Here is a 23902-nt window from a genome sequence, read left to right as displayed (position 1 = left end):
CGGAGCGTTTCAAGTCTCAACGTCAGTTGCGTGGCGTAATCTCGGTCCGGTGGCATCGAACGAGACACGACGGCCCCGCGTCGTGATGATGTGCGGGCCAGGTGGTGCCGGAAAGACCACCTACGCCAAGCGCTTGGAGCGCGAGGGCTGGACGCGTTTGTCGTTCGAGGTGGAGTTCTGGGATCGCGGAATCACGGCGATGCCCTCCGCCAAAGTGGTCGGCGAGGTGGCAGCAGACCTGAAGGCGCGCTTGCTGCGCCATGTCGCGGCGGGGAACGATGTCGTGCTCGACTTCGGATTCTGGTTCCGGCGACAACGCGATGAGTTCCGCGCATTGCTCGCACCGCAGGGCATCCTGCCGGAGACCATTTACATTGCGACGAGTCTTGAGACCATCCTGAGCCGGGTCGACGACCGACACGGCAGGCGGGCGGACGATTGGCCACTCACCGAACAGACGGCAACGGAGTACTTCGAGCGGTTCGAGCCGCCGACGCCCGAGGAGGGGCCGCTCAAGGTGGTCCGCTAGGGCGCTTGAATCGTTTTGAGTCCCCAAAGTGCTCACGCGCGTGGACCGGGCTCGGACCCCCGCTCTGGCCGCTCTCGATTCGTTGCCAAGCTGGCCATCAGCCCTTGGATTGAGGCACGATCAACTCCCTCAAAATTGGGGTGTGGTTGATGTCGGCGTGGCCGGCTGCCGGTGGTCTACGCGTCCGGGAGGTGAAGTTCGCTTATGCCCTCCGCCCGCCGACACCGCTCTTGATTTTGAAGCACAGATGAGTTTCACTGTGACGATGACTACGAACACGACGCAGGGGCCCCGGTATGTCGGGCTGCTGGGCGCGATCATCGTGTGGAACGTTCTCTCGACGACCGTCCACTACACGCACAATTTTGTGATGGCAGAGGACTACCCACCGGTGCCACTGTTCTTCCCCAACGCAATTGCGTATCAGATTGGGATTGCAGTCTTTTTGGCCTGTTCTGACCGCGGCGGGTTTCTGGGCTTTCGCCCGGTACCGCAACGGTCATTACCGAGGGGTTTCGACCGCCCTGATCGCCTACGCGATGCTGGGATTCACCAGCCCGGGCCACTTCCTGGGCGGGGTTCCCGATATTCCGCCGTTCTTCTTCGCGACCATCTTCACCGACTTCATCGGTGGCACAGCCTTGTTGGTGTTTGCCGCGTGGCTCATCGTCGGCGGTCGCCGCGTTCGCGCACAAGCGGCGGGAACTGCGTGAGGTCGCCGGCGCCAGGCCGCCTGTTGGTGTATGGAATCTGCGGCTACACCGGCAGACTGGTCGGTGAAGAAGCAGTGCATCGCGGTCTCGATCTGGTGGCCGGGCGAAGTCGTGAACAAACGTCGCTGGCAGCCCGCGTACTCGGTGTTGAATCAAGGACTTTTGCCCTCAATGACCCCGATGTTCTCGATGAGGCCCAACGCGACGTCGACGTGGTGGCGCATTGCGCCGGGCCGTACGAACGGACAGCCGAGCTCATGGTGGCCGCGTGCCTGCGGACCGGTACCCACTATCTCGACCTGGCAGGCGAAGCGAATGTGTTCGAAGCGATTTACCGACACGATGGTGAAGCCCACGCCGCTGGCGTAGCCCTCGTACCCGGCGTCGGATTCGACGTCGTCCCTACAGATCACTTTGTCGCAGTGGCTGAATCGGCGCCGATGGGTCGATTCGAAACTCCTTGACTCAACCCTCATCCACGATCCACCGCCACGAAAGGCAGATGCTTGATGAGCAGCCATACCGCATTCCCCACCGACAAGATCTCGATCGCCGGGACCGGGCTGGCCATCGTCGGCGCAAGCCACTTTGTCGCCCCCCAAGCGTTTGCGCCGATCACCTCACCTTTGTTCCCCGACAACACCAGGGCGTGGACCCTCCGAAACGGAGGTGCCGAAACCGCCATCGGAATGGCGTTGACGGATCGCAGGACCCGCCCTATCGGGTGGTTTGGGCTGGCAGCCTATCTGGGCTTCCTCGGGTTCCGGGCCCTTCAGGCCCAACGTTGACTCTCGCTCTCCCACCTCGAGATTCACCGTGGTGACTGTCCTGCGACAGCTGACTGGACCGGTTGCCGCAGTTGCCGCCGCCCTCGTCGCAGCATTCGCAGCGGGTTCGGCCTCCCCAATGCCGGCCGAGGCGCTCAGGGCGATCGCCACCGTTGCAGGCGCTCTATGTGTCGGTTTCTGCATCCTGATCCACTGGGCCCTCCCCACTAGCACCTCCACCACAACCGAGGCTGTTCAGGCCTGGAGACCGCTGGCACTGTGGGCGGGCCTGTGGATCACCGCGACCGCTTTGTCGTTTCTTCTCACTGCCAGCGAATTGGCCAACGTAACGCCGTCGACGTTGACCGGCGCGCACCTCGGCTCCTTGCTACACGCCACAACACTGGGCCAGTGGGGTTTGGTCGCAGTGGTGTGCCCAATGGTGTTGATGGTCATCTCGATTGACGCCGCCCGCGGCGGAGTGGGTTGGCACCCGTTGGTGGTGGGCGGTGTCGCCGTGTTGGGTTTGCTCGCACCACCGGTCAGCGGCCACATGTCGGTAACCACGATCGGTTCTGTGGTGATCGGGATTCATGCCGCGGCTGCAGCACTATGGCTCGGCCCGCTGCTCGCAGCACTCATGACACTGAGAACCACAACCGCATGGACCAGGTTCCTTCCCCGCTACTCACGGCTGGCATGGTGGTGCGCAATAGGTGTCATTACCAGCGGAATCGCGGCGCTGACACTCCGCCTCGTATCGAGCCCGACCTCTGACACATACGTTGTACTCGCCGCAACCAAAGGCCTGCTACTGATTGCGCTACTCGCTGGCGGATACCGTCTGCGGCGAATATGGGTTGGCAGGCAGTGCGCAGTGACCACATCCCTGCGACACGCCATCATCGAAACCACGGTGATGGCGTCGACAGTCGGGATCGCAGCGACGTTGTCGTTCACCCCCTGAACCTGGCTACTCCTCTTCGGCAGAAGCCGCCCACGAGACCGCCCACGCTTCCAGCGGCAAACCAACCTCGAGCAAGCTTGTCCCCCAAGATGTCAACGCGTATCCATCGTCGCCCAGTTCCACCAGACCCGCCTCACGCAACTCCTTGGTCCGCGTATTCAACGTCGCCGACGCCATTCCACCAGTTGCTTCCTGAAGAGCCCGGAACGCGCATGGACCCCCGCGCAACGCCCACAGAACGGCCAGACACCCCCGCCGACCAAGCAAGTCGAACAACGCCATCAACGGCCGGCCAGTATCCGAGCCACGGACCGGGCGACCCGGCTTCGGAGCAGCAGCGGCCATGAAGGCGATGTTATCAATCTCAACATCGACTGGATAACCGATCAGAGGTTCGTCCAGCGAAGATCACCCCGAGTAAACGAGCAGCACCCGCCCAGGTGACCAACCTCTCGCCCGGCCCACTGTCGCATCGACACCACCAGCCTAGGCCACAACACAAGACCCGCACGAGCGGCCCGCGCTGAACCTGACATGATCTGTATCAGGGGCTACTTCCGTTGCGAAGCAGTCTTTTACGATTCGGCGGTGATCAGTCGGTAGCCGCCGTCGTAGTCAGTCTGTGCGTTCAGGTGGCCGTAGCGCCGCTCCCATGTTCCGTCACCGATTTCGGTTTCCAGTCGTCGGATCCCGGCGTCGACCGCGTCCTGGTTGAGTTGGGCCAGGCCTGAGCAGCAGGCGCGGACAGCGGGGTCGAGGTAGGCCTGTGGCCGCCGCCAATTCGCGATCAGAACACCATCTCGCATATCGGCGGGGACGCGCAGCGTACGGATGACGTCGGACTCAAGCAGCGAAGCGAGGCGTTCGACCGAGGGTGCACGGCCGAGTTCGAAGTGGGCGATCTCAGGGATGTAGTCGCAGAGCCAGAACTGGGCGTGCAACCTGGGGTCGTAGGTGAGGACCACTTGCCGGCGCGACACCCGACGCAGCTCGGCAATGCCGGCCTCCACATTTTCCCAGTGATGCACGGTCAAGATGGCCATAGCAACATCAAATTGACCGTCCGCGAACGGCAGATTCTGCGCCATCGCTTGGATCACTGGCGCGCTGGCCGGTGCACGCTGCTCGATCATGGTCCGCGATGGTTCCACCGCGACCACAGTCCGGTCTGTGGGTTCGTAGGACCCAGTGCCCGCACCGACGTCGAGCACCCGCGCCCCATCACCGATAGCGGACTCAATCTGCCGCATCCATCGTGGATCGGGCTGACGGCCCGTGACATAACCGACCCCAATCTGGTCGTAGACCGGTGCGCCATCATTCACCGCGTTCCGGCATTCGCCGCGCTGGCCCTCTTCAAGCATGTGCCATCACCCTCCGCTTCTCACGAACTGTAGACATGGCGGCCATCTGCGGTCGATGTTTAGGTGACTGCAGCCGGACTTCACAGTTTCAACAGCCACGCCTAGGCAGATCGTTGGGTACGGTGCCCAGGGTGGACATGGTCACCGCGGCGCTACTCGTCGTTTGCGTTGTCTTCGTGCCCGTTTCAGCGTGGGTCGCGGCGGCAATGGTGTCCGCAGCCAGCATCCTCAACGGACCGCCCGCCGTCGCACATCCGCGGCTTTGGCTATTGATCGTCTGGACGATTCCGTTAGTCGGGGCCGGCGCATGGTGGTTCTACCTGCGCCGCATCAAGTTTACTTGACATAATCATTGTTACCCGCATGATCGATTGTGCACAATACGTTTTCACCGTGCGCGGGCGGCAAATGGTGGGCGAGCGTGCGTTCTATAACGCCGCTGGCTCCCAGATGAGTGCTTCGTCGCGGATCGTCGGTTTCCACCCATCGAGTGGGGTTTGGTGTGTGATGCTCACCCTTACGGCGGCGAGCATGTCGGCGATGGATGACCATTTCGGGCCAGCCTCGTCCGCGTCGTCGCGGTCATAGGCGCGGATGCAACCGTAATGGTCGCTGGGTCGGGTGTCGCAGAAGTAGTAGTAGCTGTCGGCCCCGCTGATCGGGATGTATTCAGGGATGAAGGCGGCCACACGGCTGCCTGCCGTCGGGTGGCGTGCAACGATGTTGGCGTATCCACCTGGGTAATAGTCATTGTCGCCGTTAGCGAGGGCGGTCCAGACCTCGATCATCATTGCATGGTCAGAAGCGACTCGCTCGGTGCCAAATAGCTCGTGCGCGGGAAGAATCGAGCCGGGAATCGCGTCTGCGTAGTCCGCGGATTCACCGTTGTGAAGCGCGTAGAACTCGTGCAGCTGCGCCGGCCAGGTCACGCCGATCGACGATTCGGCCCGCCGAATCATGTCCGGCGCGCGGCGTACGGCAGGCAGTATGTTCCGGCCCGTTTTAGGGGCTTCGAGTCGGAGGACGTTCATCAGTAGTCCCCACTCGGCCGTGACTGTCATTGCCTCACACTAGAGCGCAGGGTGTACGCCGGCAGGTTCATCCAGGCACCAGGGCATGATCTTCTCCAGCACCTCAGGATGGCATTGTCGTCGACGGAACGGTTCTGCAAGGCTGCAAACGTGCAACGTCGACCCGTCAACCCCGGGCCTGCGCCAGCATTGCAGCCATGCGAGCTGACGTAAGCTACATTGGCGGCTACTTTCGTTGCAATGCAGTGGGTTTGGGTTCGGCGATGATCTGTCGGTAGCAACGCGTCGACCAACCTGACACGTCTCTGGAATTAACGTTCTCGGGCACCCCTTAATCGTCCCTCGTGACGTGTCAGAGTCCTTGAGGATGAACCTTCAAAACAGTTTTCGGAAACTCCTGTGAGTGCAGAAGGTGCTGCACGGTGGCCGCAACCAATCCGACAATCGCCATCGGGGCAGCGATCCACAGGGACACCCAGAATGACGCCCAGTTAGCTACGCCAATGAAGGTCAACGCGACAAAGGTGGCCACAACCAACCACGACATCCAGCGACGCATCACCAAGGCCGCCAGAACTGGTGGGATCGTCAGCAACATACCCAGCTGAACCAGCGGCCAGACCCCCAGCACGTTGACGAGGGAATCGCCACACTGCAACGATGATCTGTCGCCGTCAAGGCCAAGGACGCCGGTCTTCGAACACGACAACGACACGCCTGCTACAGGCTCCATCGACATAGCGATGGCGTACACCGATGCGGTTAACGCCATACCCCACCAGACCGCTCTCAGCACCGCCACAACGGCAGCCTAAACGTCACTGCGAGCCACAACCTGGCCATTTCATTTGGCGGGCGGGACTTGTCTGAGCATTGCAGCTTCCAGTTGGCCGGTTTGGGGGTCGATCACCAAGGACCAGTGCCCGCCGACGATTTGCACGAATCCCCAGTGGCAGAGGCCCGCTCGCGCGGTAGCGGTGAGGTAGTCCTCGACACCAACTCGAATCTCCTTCGCTGTTGGGTCGAGCTTCTGAGCACTGTCATGCAGACCTGCACGCGTCACTTCCACGATGACCGCGGACGGGCGCTGCAGTGTGGCGACCTCGTCTGCAAATTGCCTCAAGGCCGGCGTTGACTGGTTCGTCTCGCTCAGCGCTACCAGTTCTTCAAGGTGCAGCGTTGTTACGTGGGGCGGTGCCGGCGGAAAGCCTCGGAAGATGCCGTCGTCGTCGGCCGCATCTGCGAACGAGCGAAAGTCCATGTTTGAGATCGACAGATTGGCCTCCACCGACGCCATCTGGTTGGGCACCACACGAAACGTTCGCCCAGGCTCGTGCCCGTATTCTGGCCGGCCAGAATCGACGGCCAGGATAGGCATTTCTGGATGGCTCATTGAGACCGAGTCAGCCATGAATGCGTAGTACGGAGGATCTTCGCCGATCCGAGCAACCAGATCGGCGACTGTGAGCCCGGCGTTTTCCCGGTTGTCGACACATGTGAGCCCTGCCTCGAAGGTGGGGAAGTCAGCGGAGCCACTGTCTACTGGTGCCATTGCCTCGAGCGCTACTGCCCGCCATCTCGCGTCGTCAGTGAAGTCAGTTCGTACGAGTAGTGAAACATTGCCGCCACCATGCAAGTAGTCATCGAGGTTTCGTCCCACCCCAAGGCGGTCAACGATCGCAGCCTCGGTTGCTGCAGCGTGGCGCGCAGCGACGGCCTGTTTAATGTCATCGATCGCCGCCGGCGGGTCGGGCAGTACCAAACCATCGAGTATGCGGTCGGCGTCCTCTGCAGAGACTTCTGCATACGATCGCAGCTCGACGGTCCAAGGACCTACGACCGACCGTGCGCGCGGAGTGGAGAACTCCATCGAGAAGTCGATATCGGGCTCGCCGATGTCGGTCAGCCACCGCCGGATGGCGAACTGGGTGGAATTGACTGACACTGAGGCATCGAGAGCGCCCGAGAGTGGGTCACCGTTCGTCGGGGCGGCGTGAATTTGTGTGGGCGCCCATCGGACGCTTGTTTGTGGCATCGCCGCGATTTCACGCATCTTCTGTTCGCGCTGCAGTTGTTCTGGGGAGTCGCGGAGTTCCTCCGGAGCGATTGTCGGCCCGTCCCAAGTGAACAGCGTCGAATCGAATATTTCGTCGAGCACAGGAGCGGACATCTCGATCCACTGTGAGGCTTGGCTCCACGCCAGGGTGACGCCGAGTTTCTTGTCGATCACCACGCGAATTGGCGGTCCACCGTGCAGATCGTTGAAGTGAACCTGCCAGCCCTGCCGACCACGAACGATTGTTTCGGTCAGGTCGGTGGGCTCACCGACCTGCGGTCGGTTCATCTGGTCGGGTGCGGGCCACAGCCGATGCGCGGTGAATAAAAGCTTGGGGGAGAGCCCCATCGTCGCGACCAGCCGGTGCGGCGACTTTGCGGTGTGCACGGCGATACCGTCTTCGCCGAAGCGGTACTCGTCGGTGTCGTTCTCGATGAAGGTCGGCGTCCCGTCCGGCTTCTCAATGCGCCACAACGTCGGCGGCTCGAACCACACCTCGTTCCATCCGCCTTCGGCGTAATGCACTGTGCCACGGAGTGTTCTACCGATCGGGCTGTAAGTCAAACCCCTGATCTGCGGCCACGACATCATAGTGCTCAACGTATAGGGCGCCACGAACCATCGAGCAAAAACCCAGGGTTCAAACAGATGAAGATCTTCAACTCATGTGCGCATTGCACCGAGTTTGCTGATACTTCTGCAACCATCAAACGATGGCAGAACCAACAGAAGGCCCTGCGGCCCGCTGCATCGTCCTGGGCTGCCGCCGGGATGTCACCTGGGTCGAAAGGACCTACACCTCGGACGGAGAGCACCAGTCGGACGGCCACTGGCTCTGTGAGCTACACACCCAGTGACGCAACTAATCGGCCCGGGCTTAGACGAGCTCCAACCCGCCTGACCGGCACGTCATCAAGTTGCTTGACCTATCATTGTTTCCCGGTTCGCCCGGTTTAGTGCTCCACGGCCGCTGTCAGGAAGTTCATCGAATGAAGTGATGCCGCTGTGACTTTGACGCCGGTCAGCCTTTCGCCGAGTGCGAAACAGGCAGCGCGGTAGTTCTTACGTGGCTCGTCCTCGTCAAGCCGGATGCCGCCCACCTCCTTGACCAGGTCGAGCAGGGCGCCTGGCTCATAGCCGTCGAATCGTTCATCGGGGAAGTACCCTGAACCGGGCACGAACCTCGTTTTGAGCGCGCCGGCCGCCCACCACTGAAAGTGGGAGACTGCGTTGACGTTCGAGCCGTGGTAGATCCAGTCATGGTGGGCGGCTATCGGCGCCACCTTGCGATGGTCGACGCCTACCCATCCACTGTGACACTCGGCCAGTACGCACCACTGATCATCGACTCGCGCGGCTCCAACGGCACTGTTGATCCCATGCTCCCAATCCGCAGCGAGGGAGCCGTCACCCTCAACGCCGACAGTAATAACCCGATGCGTGTCAGCGCCAAGTTCATCAAGCAGCTGCTCCGGCCCGATATCGCGGACGAACGCCAAACCATAGCCAGTCTCTACCCAACCCGGGAACTCGTCATCAACCCAGGTGTAATCGGTATACCTAGCAGACATGTTGCCACCCTAGACGCACCACGAGTCATCAAGCTGGACCCACAGACTCAGACAGATGAACATCCACAAAAGCGCATTCGCGTCGACTGAAATTGCTAAGTCTTCTGCGGCCATCAAACGAGGGCAGAACCAGCTGAACACGCAGACCGCTGCATCACCCTGGGCCTGCCGCCTTGAGGCGACCTGGGTTCAGATGACCTACGCCGCCGACGGAGGGACCGAATCAGACGGCCACCGGCTATACGAGCTACAGACCCCACGACACGACTAGCCCGTGTTGGAGCGCCGGAATTACCAAACCACCAGCACAGCGTTAAGCTCATAATCATTGTTAGCGGTTGCTTCGTGACGAGCAAGTGTGAGGCGTGCAAACCCGCCGGCCGCGCTGCTAATTTCGTTTACTGCGTATCCCTCGGCAGAGCGTCGAGGTTGAGGTCGACGAGGACGCCGATAACTCGCTCATTTGGTTCGGTGGCATGTAGTTCGGTGAGGTTGGGCCATCTGGGCGCGCTATCAACGTCTTCGTATCGAAAGCCAGCGTTGGGCACAGGAACCCATGCCCCGCCGGATAGCCCGTACTGCGTGGATACCAGCGATACGTGGGTAACTCGTCCGAGCGCCGATCCTCGCGCCCACGGCGCGACGGAGAATCCGCCAGTCATCTCAACAATCCCACTGCGGGGTTGGCTACCAACCCACGTAGCAGTCCAGCCGTCTCCCCGCAGAAGACCTGTCCACTGCCAATGCGCTCGGTGTTTCGCCGGCCGCGAGGCAGACGAGGTTTGTCACTGGCAAGCTCAAGGTCCGCCTGCACGGCCATTATGCGACGCCCGGGATCCCCAACAAGCCCGTCCTCGGAGAAGGCCAACGGCAGACGCATCACCGCGCCCACCCGTGGCTGGAAGTCCCCGGCCTCCACCAACATCGAACCGACGAAGACCGTTAGGACTCGACGCGCGCTCATGCGCCTTTCGGCCTGGTGGGCAGCATGAAACAAACGCTACACCCGATTCATTTATTGCATCATCAATGCCAGACCGCAGGTCAGCAAGCGGCAGGCACCCGGATTCACAGTCTCAACAGCCACGCCTAGGCAGATCGTTGGGTACGGTGCCCAGGGTGGACATGGTCACGGCGGCGCTACTCGTCGTTTGCGTTGTCTTCGTGCCCGTTTCAGCGTGGGTCGCGGCGGCGATGGTGTCCACGGCCAGCATCCTCAACGGACCGCCCGCCGTCGCACATCCGCGGCTTTGGCTATGCTCGTCTGGACGATTCCGTTAGTCGGGGCCGGCGCATGGTGGCTCTACCTGCGCCGCATCAAGTTTACATGATATGAGGTATCCTATTGGCATTATCAATTGCAACACAACAACTTTCGCCACCAGTGACGAAACGTAGCCTGAGTCAGGGCGTCGAACCACCGCGGTCCTCACCGCCTGCCCGCGTGCTGGCGAACATGACGTGTCAGGTCAGCAAATGCGTGTTCGGTTCGCGGTGCCGAGTTCGGCCGCCTCTTGTGAGGATCACTTTGGCGGTGGGGCGGTGCTGAAAATGGGCCAGCAGATCTCGGTGGCTGTGAACGTTGTCGGTTTTGCGGGCGTGCCGCCGATGTAGTGCTCGCGGATTGGTCCTTGGTCGCTGATCAGATGCTCGTTTGTGTATGTTCCCAGCGCCGCGTAGCTGCGGTCGATGCCGTGGTGGCCGCCAGAGTGGGTGAGCACCGCGAACTGGGCCTGAGGCAGGACTTGGACCTGGACGGCGTGCGGGGGGTCCACCGAGGGCGGAGCTGCGACGAAGAGTGTTGCGTTTCCTCGGGATTCGAGGAACAGTGCGCGGTCGTAGAGGCCGCCTGGTACGACCTCGGAGTGAACACTTGTGGCTGATGCAACTGCGTCTCGTAGTTTGTGGACCGTGGCCGCGAACCAGCTGTCGATTTCGGCGGTCTCGAGAGTGGCGCCGATAGACCAAACGGTGAGTGCTGGTTCAACCCGCAGCTCGATCTCGGCGGGGGCGTGGACGGGAGAAAGCAACTCGCGCAGCGCTCCGACGGTGTCGCGAGTGTGCTGAGCTGCGCTTCCATCTGTGCGAGATGAGTCGTGATTATCTCGGTGCGGGACGCTGCGTCGTCTGTGCCCAGCAGTGCTTTGATGTCCGGGATCGACATCCCGAGGGATCGGAACCGGCGGATGATGTGTGCGTGATCGACCTGGCTGGTGTCGTAGAAGCGGTAGCCGGTGTGCACGTCGATGTGGGCCGGTTCGAGAATCCCGATGTCGTGGTAGTGCCGTAGCGCTTTCCGGCTCAGGCTGGTCATCACCGCGAAGTCGCCGATCGAGACCCGTGCGCCCATGACATGCTCCTGTCGTTGCGTCGTCGGCGTTGTTGTCAGGTGGGGTCCATCGTGAGGCTTGCCCCTAGGGGAAGGTCAACAGGGGCCGGCGCCGAGTGTCCGACATAGACACCAGTTTGCGACTCAGTGTTGACTTTCCCCTTACGGGAAGCACGACCGTGGGGCCATGACAACAGATTGGGATTATCTCCCGGACAACGTAAAGAAGTTCATGACCGCGATCGACGCCCGACAGCGCGCTCAAGCGCTCGCCGTGTTCACCGCGGATGCCGTGGTGACCGACGAGGGCCGCGACCACTCGGGCCGTGACGAGATCGGGGTCTGGCTGACCGACTCGGTCACTGAGAGCGAGTACACCTACACCTCCGAGTTCACCGGTGCGACCACGACCGGCACGACCGTCGACGTCCAGCAGCACCTGGCGGGTGACTTCCCCGGTGGGGTTGCCGACCTGCACTACCGGTTCACGCTGAACGATGGCCTGATCAGCCGGTTGGTGATCGAGCCATGAGCAAGCGGTGGTTCATCACCGGCGGCACACCCGGCAACTTCGGCATGGCGTACGCCGAGACTGCCCTAGAGACAGGGGACCGCGTGGTACTGACCGCCCGACGTCCCGAGGAGCTGGCGACGTGGGCTGACCACTATGGCGACCGCGTTCTCGTTGTGCCCATGGATGTCACTGACGCGGCGCAGGTACGACACGCGGTACGAGCCGCCGAGGAGCGTTTCGGCGGTATCGACGTGCTTGTCAACAACGCCGGGCGCGGCTGGTACGGCTCGATCGAGGGGATGAACGAAGCCTCGATACGGGCGATGTTCGAGCTGAACTTTTTCGGCGTGCTGTCCGTGACCCGCGCAGTGCTACCGGGAATGCGTGCCCGCAGAAGCGGGTGGATCGTCAACGTGTCGTCGGTGGCCGGGCTCTTGGCGGCGGTCGGATTCGGCTACTACAGCGCAACGAAGTACGCCATCGAAGCCATCACCGACGCACTGCGCCAGGAGGTCGCCGAGCAGGGCATTTCCGTGCTCACGGTCGAACCGGGGTCGTTCCGCACGAACGCCTACGCCGGATTTGCCAGCGAGCCCGTCGCAGAGGCGATTCCGGATTACCACGACATGCTCGAGCAGGTCCGTGCCGCCTTCATCGACATGAACGGGGTGCAACCCGGCGACCCTCACCGCGGTGCACGTGCGGTCATTGCCGCGATGACCCAAGACCGGCCACCCCGCCGCCTGGTCCTGGGCAACAGCGGGTACGACGCCGTGATCGATGCCTTGGAGCAGAACCTGGACGACATCCGATCGAGCGAAACGTTATCTCGCAGCGCGGACTTCCCGTCCTAGACCGATCCCCACGGTGACAGCGGCCAGGTCGCCCTCCTGGACCTGGCCGCCGTCACGCGTTCCACGGTCAGAGCCGGGAGGCGACGTTGTACCACAAGCCGTTTCGCTTCAACTGTCGTCGGACGGCCTGACCTGCGCCAGCTTCTGCTTGGCGGTGTTCTTCACCACCTGCCACGCGTCCTCGTCGCCTTTGATGAGCGCGCTGCCGAGTGACTTCGCTTGCTCGAGCGTTGCATGCGGCGGGATGGGCGGGACGTTCGGGTCGCATCGGACGTCGAGCAGTGCCGGCCGGTCGGCCGCGAGGGCGGCGTCCCAGGCAGGTCCGATCTCCTCGGTGGTGTCGACATTGATGCCGAGAAGCCCGATGCCGCGGGCGAACTCGGCGTAGTTCATGTCGGGCAGTGACTGCGACTCGACGAACTTGGGGGTTCCCTCCATCCCGCGTTGTTCCCAGGTGACCTGATTCAGGTCGTTGTTGTGCAGCACCACCACGATCAGCCGCGGATCGGTCCACTGCTTCCAGTACCGGGCGATGGTGAGCATCTCGGCGAGGCCGTTCATCTGCATCGCGCCATCGCCTTCAAATGCGATTCCGGGGCGGTCGGGGTGGGCCCATTTCGCCCCGATGACGTATGGCACCGCGGGGCCCATTGTTGCCAGTGTCCCCGACAGCGATCCGCGTACCGAACCGCGGAACTTGAGATGGCGCGCATACCAATTGGCGGCGCTTCCCGAGTCTGCGGTGATGATGGCGTTGTCCGGCATCCGCTCCGACAGCTCGTGGAACATCCTGATCGGATTGGTCGGTTCGGCGTCGGTGGTGGCCTGACTCTCGGCCATCGTCCACCACTGGTCGACATTCGACTCGATGGTCTCCCGCCAGCTGCGGTCTTCCTTGCGATGTAGCAGCGGAATGAGTTGTCGCAGCGTGGTCTTCGCGTCGGCGACGATGTTCAGCTCGTAGGGGTAGCGCATGCCGATCCACTTTCCGGATCGGTCGATCTGAACGGCCCTGGCCTGGTCGAGTTCGGGCAGGAACTGGCTGTATGGGAAGTTCGACCCCACGGTCAGCAGGGTGTCGCAGTCGTTCATCATCTGGTAGCTGGCTGTGGTGCCCAGCAGTCCGACCGATCCGGTGACCCACGGAAGATCATCCGGCAGAACATCTTTCCCGAGCAGTGCCTTCGCGCATCCCGCGCCCAGGAGGTCGGCCACCTCGGTGAGTTCCCCGACGCAGTCGCGCGCGCCCTGACCGATCAGGATGGCAACACGCTCGCCGGCGTTGAGGAGGTCCGCGGCCTGCTGGACCGCGGCCGGATCGGCGGCGGGCGCGCCAGGTGAGAGTCCCAGGCTCGACGGCACGTGCTTGAACTCGTGCTTGGGTGGCGTGTGTTCAAGTTCGAACACATCCGACGGGAAGATCAGCGCTGTGGGTGCCTGCTCGGACAGGGCGATCCGGATCGCGCGGTCGATGAGATTGGGTATCTGCTCGGGCACGGTGCACATCTGGACGTACTCACTGCAGACGTCTTTGAACAGCGAGAGCATGTCGATCTCCTGCTGGTACGACCCGCCCATGGCGCTGCGCTCGGTCTGCCCGACCAGTGCCAGTACCGGCACGTGGTCGAGCTTCGCGTCGTAGAGCCCATTGAGCAGATGGATACCGCCGGGGCCACTTGTGGCGGCGCACACTCCGATCTGTCCGGAGAACTTCGCATAACCGACTGCCTGAAAAGCCGACATCTCCTCGTGGCGGGACTGGACGAACTGGGGAGAATTGTCGGCGCGACCCCAGGCGGCCAGCAACCCGTTGATGCCGTCGCCCGGATAGCCGAAGACCTGCCCGATGTTCCACTGCCGTAGACGTTCCAGGACGACATCGCCGACCGTTGCTGACATGGCTCTCCCTGTGGTGGGTGAATCACTCTCCGTGCCGGCCGCATACCCGCCCGGCAGCTCGCTCACACCCCGTGTGCAGAGGTCGCGTCACCTTTGGGCCGTTACCCTGAGCGCATGGAACCGGTATTCCGGGCGCTCGAGATCACCGCCAAGACCCTGGTCAAGGTGCAGGGCCTGAAGCTGACGTTTCTTGGTCTCGACAAGTTGCCGGCCGCCGGCGGAGTGGTTCTCGCGATCAACCACACGGCCTATGTGGACTTTCTGCCCGCAGCATTGGGCGTCCACCACCGGGGTCGCCGCGTGCGTTTCATGATCAAGTCGGAGATGCAGCAGATCGCGATCATGCGGTTCCTCATCAAACACACCCGCACCGTGCCGGTGGACCGGTCCGCGGGGGCGCAGGCGTACGAACTCGCGGTGCAGGCCTTGCGTGATGGTGAGGTGGTGGGTGTGTATCCGGAGGCGACGATCAGTCGGAGTTTCGAGATCAAGACCTTCAAGTCGGGCGTCGCGCGGATGGCGATGGATGCCGAGGTGCCGATCGTGCCGGCCATCGTCTGGGGTGCTCAGCGGATCGCCACCAAGGGTGGACCGAGGAATCTGGGTCGTAGCCGCACGCCGATCATCGTGCAGTTCGGTGATCCGATCTGGCCGCGTGGAGAGGATGCGGTGGAGGCCCGCCGACTGGCCGACCGTCTGCGGTCGACCATGCAGGGCATGCTCACGGACGTCCAGGAACGCTACGGCGAACACCCCGCGGGTGCGTATTGGGTGCCGGCCCGGCTCGGCGGCGGTGCGCCCACGCTGGCCGAGGCGGACGCCCTGGACGCAGCCGATTCGGCCGCCCGGCGCGACAAGCGGCAAAATGGATGAAATGCCCCAATTGGATCAAACGCTGTCAGAGTTCGCCGGGCCTCCCACGCTGATCGCCAGCGACGTTGATGGAACCCTCATCGACAACCAGAACACCGTTCCCGAGCTCGTGCGAACGATGATCACCAAGGCGACGGCGGCGGGTGCGACGTTTGTGATCGCGACCGGCCGTCCGCCGCGGTGGATAGCCGAGATCACCGACCAACTCGAGGTCGAGCCACTTGCGGTGTGCGCAAACGGGGCGATCGTCTACGACGTCGCGACCGACCAGGTGCTGTATTCGGCGACACTCGGAGCGTCAGTGCTCGAGCAGCTGGCCGCGCTTGCCTACGAGCAGATCCCGGGGTGTGGTCTGGCGGTGGAGCGGGTGGGCAAGAGTGCACACGATGCGGCGACGCCCCCGTTTGTCGCGACCGCGGGCTATCAGCACGCGTGGCTCAATCCGGACCACATCGAGATGAGTGAAGCCGACGTCCTGTCGGAGAACGCGGTGAAGATGTTGGTCCGGCGCCCCGAACTCAGCAGCGACGAGATGGCTCGGCGTCTGGAGGCGGTGGTGGGCGACCTCGCCGACGTCACGTTCTCCACCGACAACGGGCTCATCGAACTCTCGGCACCCGGCGTCAGCAAGGCCAGCGGATTGCGGATGCTGGCCGAGCTGAAGGACCTACCGACCGGTGCGTCGATCGCGTTCGGAGACATGCCCAACGATGTCGAGATGTTGCGGTGGGTCACCCGGGGTTTTGCGATGGCCGGTGGCCATCCTGCCGCCATCGCCGCGGCAGATGAGATCGCGCCCGACAACAACTCCGGCGGGGTGGGCCAGGTGCTGGCCCGGTGGTTCTAGCGACACCGACCGCGCGCGGCCCCGAGCGTCGCGCACCGGTGTGAACCGTTGCGCGACAGCCGGAACCATGCGTCAGGTGTCAGCCTGCCGGCGGTGCGGTCGGTACCGCGGCCGCCTCGCGCTGGGCGTCGTAGGTGTCGTTGAACGTGTCGATGTAGGTACGCAGCACCCGCACGATGCCGGTGACCAGGTTCCACACCAACGTCCCGCCCTGGAAACTCTGCGTGACGCCGTCGGGTCCCGTTGTCTCCGATGACGTGGGCAGGCCCAGCGGGCTGTTCTCGAAGCCCATGAGGGCCCATGCTTTTGCGATGGCGCCCTTGACGATCTGCGCGCCGGTGGACTCGGACCAGTAGATCTTGCCGTTCTCGAAGTCCACGAACTTGGCACTGCCATTCGGTGTGGTCTGCTCGGTGGTCACGGCATTGCCGAGTTCACCGGTGGGACCGCCGGTGGCCATCCACTGCTGGGCGATGGCGCCGGTGTCGGTGGTGGACAGCACCTGAGGATTTTCGGTGCCCGACACTGGGCTTTCCACCGGCGCCGGGTCCGCTGGGGCGGGGGCAGCCGGGGGTGTCACCACGGCGGCACCCGACGCGGCGATCTCGCGGATCTGTGGGAGTGCCTCGTAAGCGAGGTTGCCCGGGCATTCGGTGGAGTAGAAGTCGCGGTGCCCGCTGATGATCGGCAGCGTCGCCGTCTCACCGGCCGCGAACAAGGCCCCGTCGAAGCCCTGCGACACCACCGAGCCCGTGCCGCGGGGATCCAGGCCTGCCAGCCGGAGACGCCAGCCCAGGAAAGATCCTGCGGCAGCGAGCATCTCGGGTGAGGGAGCCATCTCGTTGAGATTGCCCATCAGCGACAGGCCCATCGTGTCCTTGTTGAAGCCGCCGGTGTGGGTGCCCTGGACGTTCTTGTCCAACCCGCCTGCGGTGCCCTCGAAGATCTGACCGTACTTGTCGACCAGCACGTTGTAGCCGATGTCGCACCAGCCCAGGGTCTGCGCGTGGTAGGCGTAGATGCCGCGCACGATCTCGGCGGACTGTTCGCGGGTGTAGTCGTTGGTCCCCGCAGTGTGGTGCACGACAGTCTCTTTGAGGGTGTCGTCATACGTCGGCTCCGAGCACCGGATGGATTCGTCGGCGCCCCACTGCGCCCGGGTGATGACCTGCGGAGTTGCCGACGGTGTCGCCACGGCGGGCGCCGCGGCCGGTGCGGCGGGATCAGCCGCCAAGGGCTGTGATCCCAGGACCGCGCCGGTGCCGGGTGTGATCAATGCGGCACTGATGGTCGAGATCGCCTGCTGCAGCGCGTTTTGTCCGGGTGCACCGGTGGTGGTGAGCAGCGGTTCCTGCTTGGGCGTGAACGCCTGGGGCACCACCTCACCTGATGTGACGGTCGAGGTGGGGATGGAGGTGTCGGTGCGCTTGGGAACCGGGGGAGTGGTGAAGGTGGTGGTTGTCGTCGGCACCTCATCGGTGGGGCCGGTTGTGGTGGTGGGAGGTGTTCCACCCGGCGAACTCGTCGCAGACCCCTCGGTGGATCCGGTGCCGGTGCCAGGGGCGGCGACACCGTCGTCGGTGACCGCGATCTGCACCAGGTTGGTCTTGCCGACCCACACCGGTTCGGTGCCCTGCTTGTTCGGATCTTTGGCACTCACGCCGTCGACGCGGTCGGCCGAGACCCATGGGCCCCAACTGCCGTCGATCTGTTTGGCGCGCACGTAGGCGGTGGTGTTGGCGACGCCCTGCCAGGTCAGCCCGACCATGGAGAACGGGTCTGATTGACCCACCTCTTTCACGATCGCGCCCTCGGGGACGTCGTCGCCGGTCGCCGGGGCCGGAGCACTGCTGGACGCCTCTGTCGACGATGGCGACGATGGCGAAGTGGTGATCGTCCCCGGCGCGGTGGTCGAGGGGAGCAGATCGGTCGGCAGGAGGCCGGGTGGGATCTGCAGCGGAATGTCGGGCAGCTTTATGCCCGAGACATCGATCGGGGGCAAGGTCACCCCGGCGTCGGCGAGCCCGGACTTGACCAGGTTCAGCACGATCGTCGGAACCTCGTTGAGGTTGATCTGGTTGATCGTCGTCGCGGTGACGGCGGGCGGCTCGGTCGGGTCGACGGCGAAATTCGGCGCGCTTCCCCCGACCAGGACTGCAACCGGGCTGGCCACAACGACGGCGGCCACCGTCCCCAGGACGATCGACGGCTTCGGTCGGCGGTAGCGCACGTGGTTCTCCCTTGATTGTCGTAACTGATCGACAGTCTTTTCACCGGCGCCGCCACGCACGCCAAACTGGCGTCTCGTGGGCGACGTCGACTTCCCCATCGACTTGCCAGACGGCCAAATCGTGTCTTCTACGGACACCGAAGTCCACGACCGCTCTCGGCGTGGCGTGAAACTCGTGATGCTGTTGTTACTCGATGTGACTTTTGTGGCCGCTGTTTCTTCACTACTGTCACAACAGTCCCACTAGTCACATGCTCGTGGCTGTCGCGTGCGCCTGACCGCGACCGTGGGCGAGTGACGAGAGGACATCTATGCCGCGCATTCCAGGGCTGTACACAACCCGCCCCATCGAGGGCCGTGATGTGTTCGGCACCGGTCTGCGGCGGACGGCTGCGGCCGGGGTGTCACTGTTGCTCGCCGCCGGCGTGACCATGTGGGCAGTGCCGCAGACGGTGAAATCGAACGTCGATCTCACCGTCGGTGGCGAGGTGACGCTGATCGGACACGGCAACGGCCACGGACGCGGAATGGGTCAGTGGGGTGCATTCGGCTACGCCAAACAAGGTTGGTCCTCGACTCAGATCCTGAGTCACTACTACGGCGGCACCACCGCGGGGAAGGTGGACAACGTCGACGTCTCGGTAATTCTCACAGGCGAGTCGTCGGTCAATGTCTTCGCGGATGCCGGCCTGAAGGTCGGTGAGGTGGCGGTGGCGCCCGGACAAGCAGTCAGTTTGTCCGGGTCCACCGCCACCATCATTGATGGATGCGGTGGCGGTGTGGTCCAGACGGTCGAGCTGCCTCGATCGCTGGTGTCGCCCATCACCGCGGGTCCAGGCCGTCCGGTGCCCGAACTGCTGAAAATGTGTGGTTCGAACCAAACCTTCCGGGGCTCACTCGGATTCGACGGTGACCGCGTGGTCAATGTCGTGCCGCTGGACGACTACGTGAAGGGTGTCGTCCCCAAAGAGATCATCGTCAGCTGGGCCGACGAGGGCGGCGCCGAGGCGCTCAAGGCCCAGGCGGTGGCCGCCCGTACCTATGCTCTTGCGTCGATGGACATCAGCAAGCCCATCGATGACACCCAGAACTCACAGGTCTACGGCGGTTTCGGGGCCGAAGACCCACGAACGAACGCCGCTGTCGACGCCACCGCCGGTGTGGTCCTCATGAAGGACGGGAAGCCGGCCTTCACCGAGTTCTCCTCCTCAACCGGTGGCGCCACCGACGGCCGGGACTTCCCGGCGGTGCTCGACGAAGGCGACACCATCTCGCCGTACCGCGACTGGACCGCCACTGTGAGCTCGGACAGCATCGCCTCCACCTTCGGTGTCGGGTCGCTCACCGGTTTCGAGGTGATCGAGGCCTACGGCATGGGCGCGGAGAACGGCCGCGCGGCGACGGTTCGGATCAGCGGCACCGGCGGCGCGGTCGACGTCCCGGCGCAGGAGGTGCGCACCAAGCTGCAGCTACGTTCCTCGTTCTTCTCGGTCCAGGGTCAGACCACTCCGCCCGCGATCGTTGCTCCTCCCTCCGGCGTCGGTTCCACGCCCACAGGTGGCGTGCCGGCAATCCCGACGCCGGGCGGCACCCCGCTGCCCACCGGCGAACTGCCGGCAACGCCGGGTACCGGGACCGGAGCCGGAGATCTCGTCAGCGAACTGCTGGCACTCGCCGAAGCAGCCATCGGTGGCAAGTTCACCGAACTGGGCGGCAGCTCAGGTGTGCTCGGGGAAGCGCTCGGGCCGATTCTGCCGACCACATCGGGAACCGGAGCGGTTCAGCAGTTCCAGAACGGGTCGGTGTTCTTCGGTCCCGACACCGGTGCACATGCTCTCGGCGGCCTTGCCCTGCTGAACTTTGCACTACAGGGCGGCGAGAGCGTGCTCGGCCTACCGCTCGAGGACTCGCTGAGCACCCTGCTCGGGCCGGTCACCCAGGTTTTCCAGAGCAAGTTCGCCGGTGGCATCCTCGAGGTCGATCCCGCCACCGGACAGGCCTCGCGCAAGTAGGCGTTCGCGCCCGCAGCGCTGCGTTTCGGCAGCCGCGCAAACGGGCATCCGGTGTCCATGAGTATTGAAGACGGTCCTGGCGACACCCTGAGCCCAAGCGAGAGCCTCGACTCCGACGACCTCAAGAATCATGGTGACGACGACGTCGTCGATCCCCCAGAGCACTGGGCGGAAGCGGACAAGTTCGGCACCACGCACAGTGAGGAACGCGAAGGCGAGTCCCTTGACGAGCGAATCGCCGAAGAGGTCCCGGACGTGCAGCCCGAGGAACAGCCTGAGGTACCTGTCGCAGCCGCTCCCGACGACGAGCTGACCGAGAAGCTGGTCGACGAGGTGATCGATGATCAGGGACCCGACGACAATGTCCTCGCCGACGGAGTGCAGGAACTGGAGACCGACGACGGTCTGATCGTTCACGACGGTGGGTCGCGAGTGCAGGGACAGGGTCAGGCATTCCCTGACGACGGCGATTCGCTGTTCCAGGAAGTCGACTGAACGCCTACGTTCTTCTTCTCGAACAACCAGTCCGCCCGCCGGCAATGCCGACGGGGCGGACTGTTTTGTTGGACTGCTATTTGCTGGACTTGGTACCGGGCTCGCGCCGATTCAGCAGAGACAGATGCCGGCCGACTGCAGCCACGCGGTGAAAGCTGCCTGATCAGGACTGGTGGTCACCCACCAGGTCACCGTCGAGTTGGCCTCGGAGTACACGAAGTATCCGGTGCCGCCGTTGTCCATCGCGGCGAAGTACGCATATGTGGTGCCGCCGTCGAAAGGCCGGGAGAACATCTCCGACGAGTTGCCTTCGGAGTACTCCTTGTCGGCTATTGCCTTGATGTTCGAGTCCGACGACTCGATGATGACGATGCTCTCGGCGCGTACCGCTCCGGTGCCGTCGGCCACAACGGCGGGCGCCGGGTCGCAGACGATCGCGGCCAACGCGTAGTCCGGTCGCGACTTTTTCGCCACATGTGGTGATGTCGACGAGATCGGTGTTCGCATCGGCGAGCGCCTGATCGTCGGCGTCGAGCGATGTTGATGCGGTCGAGGTCTCGGTGGTCGGCTGCGTGCGCCGAGTTGTTGTTGTGGTTGTTGTCGTCGACGTTGTGGAGGACTGCCCCGGTTGTGCTTTCGGGTCGTCGTCGCCTCCCGAACTCGCCAGTGCCACACCGAGGATGACCACCACCAGAACAACAACCACGGCTGCGATGGCGGCGATGGCGATGTTTCGGTTGCGGTTGGGAATCGGCGGCGTGGCCGGCGTGGCCCCGCCGTACGGGGGCTGACCACCGCCGGATCCGTACATCGGACCCGAATTCTGCTGACCGGCAGGCACGTACGGCGACCCCTGGCCGAACGGGGCCGGTCCGTAGGGGGCTTCTTGGCCGTAGGTACCGGCCTGCCCGGCTGCGTAGGGGTCGGCTCCTGCACTGTCATAGGGGTTCTGGGCGTAACCACCGGATTGCGCGGCCGGGGCGCCCCACGACGGCGGCGGTTCGATTCCCGTAGGAATCGGTGCCTGTTGGGTGGGTGGGAACTCCGGAGTCGACGGGGCCGAGGGGGTTGCAGGGGCCGATTGGGGAGGTTCGGGTGATTTCGACAGGGGGACCGGGATGACGGGCGGCATCGGCGCGCCGGGCAAAGCTGAAGCCGATCCCTCTTGTTGTCCGACAACGGATTCCAGGGCGCCGAGGGCCACGACGGTCTTCGGGTTGTCGAGTGTGGCGACGGTGCCGAGTTCGCCGAGTCGTTGGTGCACCAGCGGCACCCGGGATGATCCACCGGTGAGATAGATCCGGACGTCGCGGCCGGCTCCGGCACGGGCCAGCGTGCGGGAGGTCAACTCCACCACGGCATCGACGTTCTGTGAGATGAGCTGCTCGAACTCACCCCTGGTGAGTTCGAGGGTGGCCTCGTGGCCACCGGCGCTGATGTTGATGACGGCCCGAGGCGACTCCGAGAGCAATTCCTTGGCCCGCCGGATGTTGTCGTCGACCGCTCGTTTGGTGGACAGGTTGGCGCCCGTGCGCAGGTACTCCAGCAGTTCGGGGTTCCGCGAGGTGAGTTGCTTGTCCACCCAACGCCGGATCATCGCGTCGAGGTTCTTGCCACCGAGACCGTTGTTGCCGTCGTGGGCCACGAGGTCGATGGGTCCGGCGCCGCCCGCGGCTCCCGCACCGAGCTTCACCACCGCCACATCGCATGTCCCGCCGCCGTAGTCGACGACCACAACCGTGGTCGAGCCCGCGTCGGCGGCATCGCCGATTGCGCTGGTGTAGTGGGCGATGGCCGCGCGTGGCTCGGAGATCAGCGTGACCGCGGATCGATCGAAACCGATCAATTCGGCAGCGCGGGTGAGGATGTCGATCTCCTCGGGCGACCACGCCACGGGGTGGGTGAGGATCAACCTCGTCGGCCTGGTGCCGCCGCGCCGCTCCGCCGCGCGTGTCAAAGCCGAATTGAGCACGGCGGCAATGAGATTCTCCAACGGCAGATCCAGATTGCCGACCGGAACGGTTCCGGCGTTGATGTGCCGCTTGGGATGGGTGATGAACGCCGCCGGGTTGTTGCCGGCCTGATTGACCGCGGCCTCGCCGACCACGATGTTGCGGTAGGAGTCTGCGTAGACCGACGACGACATGATGTCGCTGTTGTGCGAGAGCGGCACCACCTGCGGCGCGCCGTGCCCGGGTTCGTAGGCGGCCGCCGCGGTGTTGGACGTGCCGAAGTCGATTGCCAGCCACCATTGGTTCGACATCGGTGATGGGTCCTTCCGGTTTCAGGTTTCAGTGTGGGAGTGACGATTGGGACAGCGGACTCGGCCACCGTCAACCTAGTTGATCACCGGGCTGACGGCGGCCGATTGTCCTGCTGTCGAATGACCGGCGCAATGCGGTCCGTGTTGAGGCGGGGCGTCGGTACTCGTCAGAGAACCGTGAACCCGTCGGGGATACCGTTTTGATCGGAGTCGGTGACCGACAGGTCGTGCACACCGTCTTGGTCCAGGTCGGCGAAGACGGTGTCCGCCGTCCCGTCCTGGTCGAGGTCGGACAGGCTCGTCTCGCTGAACCCGTCACCGTCGGTGTCGTACGCGATGGTCTCGGCTTCCCCGTCTTCGGTGAAGTCCTGGACGATCGTGTCGCCGACGTTGTCGCCGTCGGTGTCGAGCAGCGCGGACTCGGAGTAGCCGTTTCCGTCGAAGTCGGCTGTTTCGACAGCGTAAGGCGGTTCGTCAACGTAGGGCGGCTCGACGACGTCGGAGTGGCCGCTGTGCTCGGCCGGCGGATCCTTAGGGGACGGCTCGGGGTGGACCGAATCAGACATGGTTCACAACTCCTGTGATCGT

Annotated in this window: 22 protein-coding genes and 1 pseudogene; 13 read left to right on the top strand and 10 right to left on the bottom strand. The window is 63.7% G+C overall.

All coding sequences use genetic code 11. From position 1 onward, the window contains the following. Positions 1-49: 49 nt before the first annotated feature. The 5 genes from W823_RS0127840 (at position 50) to W823_RS56275 (ending at position 2976) form a co-directional block, all read left to right on the top strand. Positions 50-529: an ATP-binding protein gene (locus W823_RS0127840; RefSeq protein ID WP_235189390.1), complete on the top strand. Its 480-nt coding sequence runs from the start codon at positions 50-52 to the stop codon at positions 527-529. A 416-nt stretch (positions 530-945) separates the two neighbouring features. Further along, complete coding sequence (locus W823_RS57980; protein WP_161633969.1) at positions 946-1242, top strand: hypothetical protein; 297 nt, start codon at positions 946-948, stop codon at positions 1240-1242. Positions 1243-1268: 26 nt separating this feature from the next. After that, positions 1269-1706 (top strand): saccharopine dehydrogenase NADP-binding domain-containing protein, encoded by a 438-nt coding sequence (locus tag W823_RS57975; RefSeq protein WP_161633968.1) that lies wholly within the window; start codon positions 1269-1271, stop codon positions 1704-1706. A 45-nt stretch (positions 1707-1751) separates the two neighbouring features. Continuing rightward, positions 1752-2030, top strand: coding sequence for a hypothetical protein (locus W823_RS57040; protein WP_023954916.1), 279 nt, complete (start codon positions 1752-1754; stop codon positions 2028-2030). 31 nt (positions 2031-2061) lie between these two features. Continuing rightward, complete coding sequence (locus W823_RS56275) at positions 2062-2976, top strand: hypothetical protein (protein WP_152537978.1); 915 nt, start codon at positions 2062-2064, stop codon at positions 2974-2976. Between the two features lie 575 nt (positions 2977-3551). On the opposite strand, the gene W823_RS34490 is transcribed toward W823_RS56275, so the two are convergent. Beyond that, positions 3552-4340 (bottom strand): class I SAM-dependent methyltransferase, encoded by a 789-nt coding sequence (locus tag W823_RS34490; protein WP_023954910.1) that lies wholly within the window; start codon positions 4338-4340, stop codon positions 3552-3554. Between the two features lie 131 nt (positions 4341-4471). On the opposite strand from W823_RS34490, the gene W823_RS34485 reads away from it, so the two are divergent. Next, positions 4472-4684, top strand: coding sequence for a hypothetical protein (locus W823_RS34485; protein WP_023954908.1), 213 nt, complete (start codon positions 4472-4474; stop codon positions 4682-4684). Positions 4685-4768: 84 nt separating this feature from the next. Here the strand turns inward: W823_RS34485 and W823_RS34480 are convergent, their stop codons facing one another. From W823_RS34480 to W823_RS34470, 3 genes are all read right to left on the bottom strand, one after another. Further along, positions 4769-5401, bottom strand: a complete 633-nt coding sequence (locus W823_RS34480) for an SMI1/KNR4 family protein (protein WP_023954906.1) — start codon at positions 5399-5401, stop codon at positions 4769-4771. A gap of 322 nt (positions 5402-5723) precedes the next feature. Next, positions 5724-6167 carry an ABC transporter permease gene (locus W823_RS34475; RefSeq protein ID WP_161633967.1) on the bottom strand — a complete coding sequence of 148 codons (444 nt, stop codon included), beginning with the start codon at positions 6165-6167 and terminating at the stop codon, positions 5724-5726. Between the two features lie 48 nt (positions 6168-6215). Then, positions 6216-7604 carry a hypothetical protein gene (locus tag W823_RS34470; protein WP_235189387.1) on the bottom strand — a complete coding sequence of 463 codons (1389 nt, stop codon included), beginning with the start codon at positions 7602-7604 and terminating at the stop codon, positions 6216-6218. Between the two features lie 536 nt (positions 7605-8140). Between W823_RS34470 and W823_RS57970 the strand changes: the two genes are divergently transcribed. Continuing rightward, positions 8141-8284, top strand: coding sequence for a hypothetical protein (locus tag W823_RS57970; protein ID WP_161633966.1), 144 nt, complete (start codon positions 8141-8143; stop codon positions 8282-8284). Between the two features lie 96 nt (positions 8285-8380). Here the strand turns inward: W823_RS57970 and W823_RS56270 are convergent, their stop codons facing one another. Continuing rightward, on the bottom strand, positions 8381-8998 hold the full coding sequence (locus W823_RS56270; RefSeq protein WP_023954900.1) for a DUF6461 domain-containing protein: 618 nt from the start codon (positions 8996-8998) through the stop codon (positions 8381-8383). 1523 nt (positions 8999-10521) lie between these two features. Next, positions 10522-11348 (bottom strand): annotated as a pseudogene (locus W823_RS34455) (MerR family transcriptional regulator). Positions 11349-11514: 166 nt separating this feature from the next. Between W823_RS34455 and W823_RS34450 the strand changes: the two are divergent. Together W823_RS34450 and W823_RS34445 are read left to right on the top strand one after the other, a co-directional pair. Next, a complete protein-coding gene (locus W823_RS34450) occupies positions 11515-11859 on the top strand; it encodes a nuclear transport factor 2 family protein (protein WP_031331328.1) in 345 nt (114 codons plus the stop codon). Then, entirely contained in the window at positions 11856-12695 is an 840-nt protein-coding gene (locus W823_RS34445; protein ID WP_023954892.1) for an oxidoreductase, read from the top strand. Before W823_RS34450 ends, W823_RS34445 begins: the two co-directional genes overlap by 4 nt. Positions 12696-12803: 108 nt before the next feature. On the opposite strand, the gene W823_RS34440 is transcribed toward W823_RS34445, so the two are convergent. After that, positions 12804-14594 (bottom strand): thiamine pyrophosphate-requiring protein, encoded by a 1791-nt coding sequence (locus tag W823_RS34440; protein WP_023954890.1) that lies wholly within the window; start codon positions 14592-14594, stop codon positions 12804-12806. Positions 14595-14708: 114 nt separating this feature from the next. On the opposite strand from W823_RS34440, the gene W823_RS34435 reads away from it, so the two are divergent. Next, positions 14709-15467 (top strand): 1-acyl-sn-glycerol-3-phosphate acyltransferase, encoded by a 759-nt coding sequence (locus W823_RS34435; RefSeq protein WP_023954888.1) that lies wholly within the window; start codon positions 14709-14711, stop codon positions 15465-15467. Position 15468: 1 nt separating this feature from the next. After that, complete coding sequence (locus W823_RS34430) at positions 15469-16314, top strand: Cof-type HAD-IIB family hydrolase (RefSeq protein ID WP_051406338.1); 846 nt, start codon at positions 15469-15471, stop codon at positions 16312-16314. Positions 16315-16393: 79 nt separating this feature from the next. Here W823_RS34430 and W823_RS0127810 read toward each other — a convergent pair whose 3' ends face one another. Further along, a complete protein-coding gene (locus W823_RS0127810) occupies positions 16394-18544 on the bottom strand; it encodes an N-acetylmuramoyl-L-alanine amidase (RefSeq protein ID WP_031331324.1) in 2151 nt (716 codons plus the stop codon). 311 nt (positions 18545-18855) lie between these two features. Here W823_RS0127810 and W823_RS34425 point away from each other — a divergent pair, with 311 nt between their 5' ends. Beyond that, positions 18856-20556, top strand: coding sequence for a SpoIID/LytB domain-containing protein (locus W823_RS34425; RefSeq protein WP_023954884.1), 1701 nt, complete (start codon positions 18856-18858; stop codon positions 20554-20556). 57 nt (positions 20557-20613) lie between these two features. Continuing rightward, positions 20614-21051 carry a hypothetical protein gene (locus tag W823_RS34420; RefSeq protein WP_023954882.1) on the top strand — a complete coding sequence of 146 codons (438 nt, stop codon included), beginning with the start codon at positions 20614-20616 and terminating at the stop codon, positions 21049-21051. Between the two features lie 163 nt (positions 21052-21214). Here W823_RS34420 and W823_RS56265 read toward each other — a convergent pair whose 3' ends face one another. Both W823_RS56265 and W823_RS56260 read right to left on the bottom strand, forming a co-directional pair. Continuing rightward, positions 21215-23314 carry an Hsp70 family protein gene (locus W823_RS56265; protein WP_023954880.1) on the bottom strand — a complete coding sequence of 700 codons (2100 nt, stop codon included), beginning with the start codon at positions 23312-23314 and terminating at the stop codon, positions 21215-21217. A gap of 167 nt (positions 23315-23481) precedes the next feature. Beyond that, positions 23482-23880, bottom strand: a complete 399-nt coding sequence (locus tag W823_RS56260; RefSeq protein WP_023954878.1) for a hypothetical protein — start codon at positions 23878-23880, stop codon at positions 23482-23484. Positions 23881-23902 lie beyond the last annotated feature (22 nt).

The organism is Williamsia sp. D3 (assembly GCF_000506245.1).
In the GTDB taxonomy this organism is placed as follows: domain Bacteria; phylum Actinomycetota; class Actinomycetes; order Mycobacteriales; family Mycobacteriaceae; genus Williamsia; species Williamsia muralis.
Note: the sequence above shows the minus strand (reverse complement) of the source record. Positions and strands in the feature narration are given on the sequence as shown.

What these genes read in the sequence shown, in the direction of transcription:
- W823_RS57040 (WP_023954916.1), top strand. Translation starts at nt 1,752, where the DNA reads ATGAGCAGCCATACCGCATTCCCCACCGACAAGATCTCGATCGCCGGG.
- W823_RS34425 (WP_023954884.1), top strand. Translation starts at nt 18,856, where the DNA reads ATGCCGCGCATTCCAGGGCTGTACACAACCCGCCCCATCGAGGGCCGT.
- W823_RS56270 (WP_023954900.1), bottom strand. Translation starts at nt 8,998, where the DNA reads ATGTCTGCTAGGTATACCGATTACACCTGGGTTGATGACGAGTTCCCG.
- W823_RS57970 (WP_161633966.1), top strand. Translation starts at nt 8,141, where the DNA reads ATGGCAGAACCAACAGAAGGCCCTGCGGCCCGCTGCATCGTCCTGGGC.
- W823_RS34430 (WP_051406338.1), top strand. Translation starts at nt 15,469, where the DNA reads ATGCCCCAATTGGATCAAACGCTGTCAGAGTTCGCCGGGCCTCCCACG.
- W823_RS34480 (WP_023954906.1), bottom strand. Translation starts at nt 5,401, where the DNA reads ATGACAGTCACGGCCGAGTGGGGACTACTGATGAACGTCCTCCGACTC.
- W823_RS34490 (WP_023954910.1), bottom strand. Translation starts at nt 4,340, where the DNA reads ATGCTTGAAGAGGGCCAGCGCGGCGAATGCCGGAACGCGGTGAATGAT.
- W823_RS34450 (WP_031331328.1), top strand. Translation starts at nt 11,515, where the DNA reads ATGACAACAGATTGGGATTATCTCCCGGACAACGTAAAGAAGTTCATG.
- W823_RS34435 (WP_023954888.1), top strand. Translation starts at nt 14,709, where the DNA reads ATGGAACCGGTATTCCGGGCGCTCGAGATCACCGCCAAGACCCTGGTC.
- W823_RS34445 (WP_023954892.1), top strand. Translation starts at nt 11,856, where the DNA reads ATGAGCAAGCGGTGGTTCATCACCGGCGGCACACCCGGCAACTTCGGC.
- W823_RS34420 (WP_023954882.1), top strand. Translation starts at nt 20,614, where the DNA reads ATGAGTATTGAAGACGGTCCTGGCGACACCCTGAGCCCAAGCGAGAGC.
- W823_RS34440 (WP_023954890.1), bottom strand. Translation starts at nt 14,594, where the DNA reads ATGTCAGCAACGGTCGGCGATGTCGTCCTGGAACGTCTACGGCAGTGG.
- W823_RS56265 (WP_023954880.1), bottom strand. Translation starts at nt 23,314, where the DNA reads ATGTCGAACCAATGGTGGCTGGCAATCGACTTCGGCACGTCCAACACC.
- W823_RS56260 (WP_023954878.1), bottom strand. Translation starts at nt 23,880, where the DNA reads ATGTCTGATTCGGTCCACCCCGAGCCGTCCCCTAAGGATCCGCCGGCC.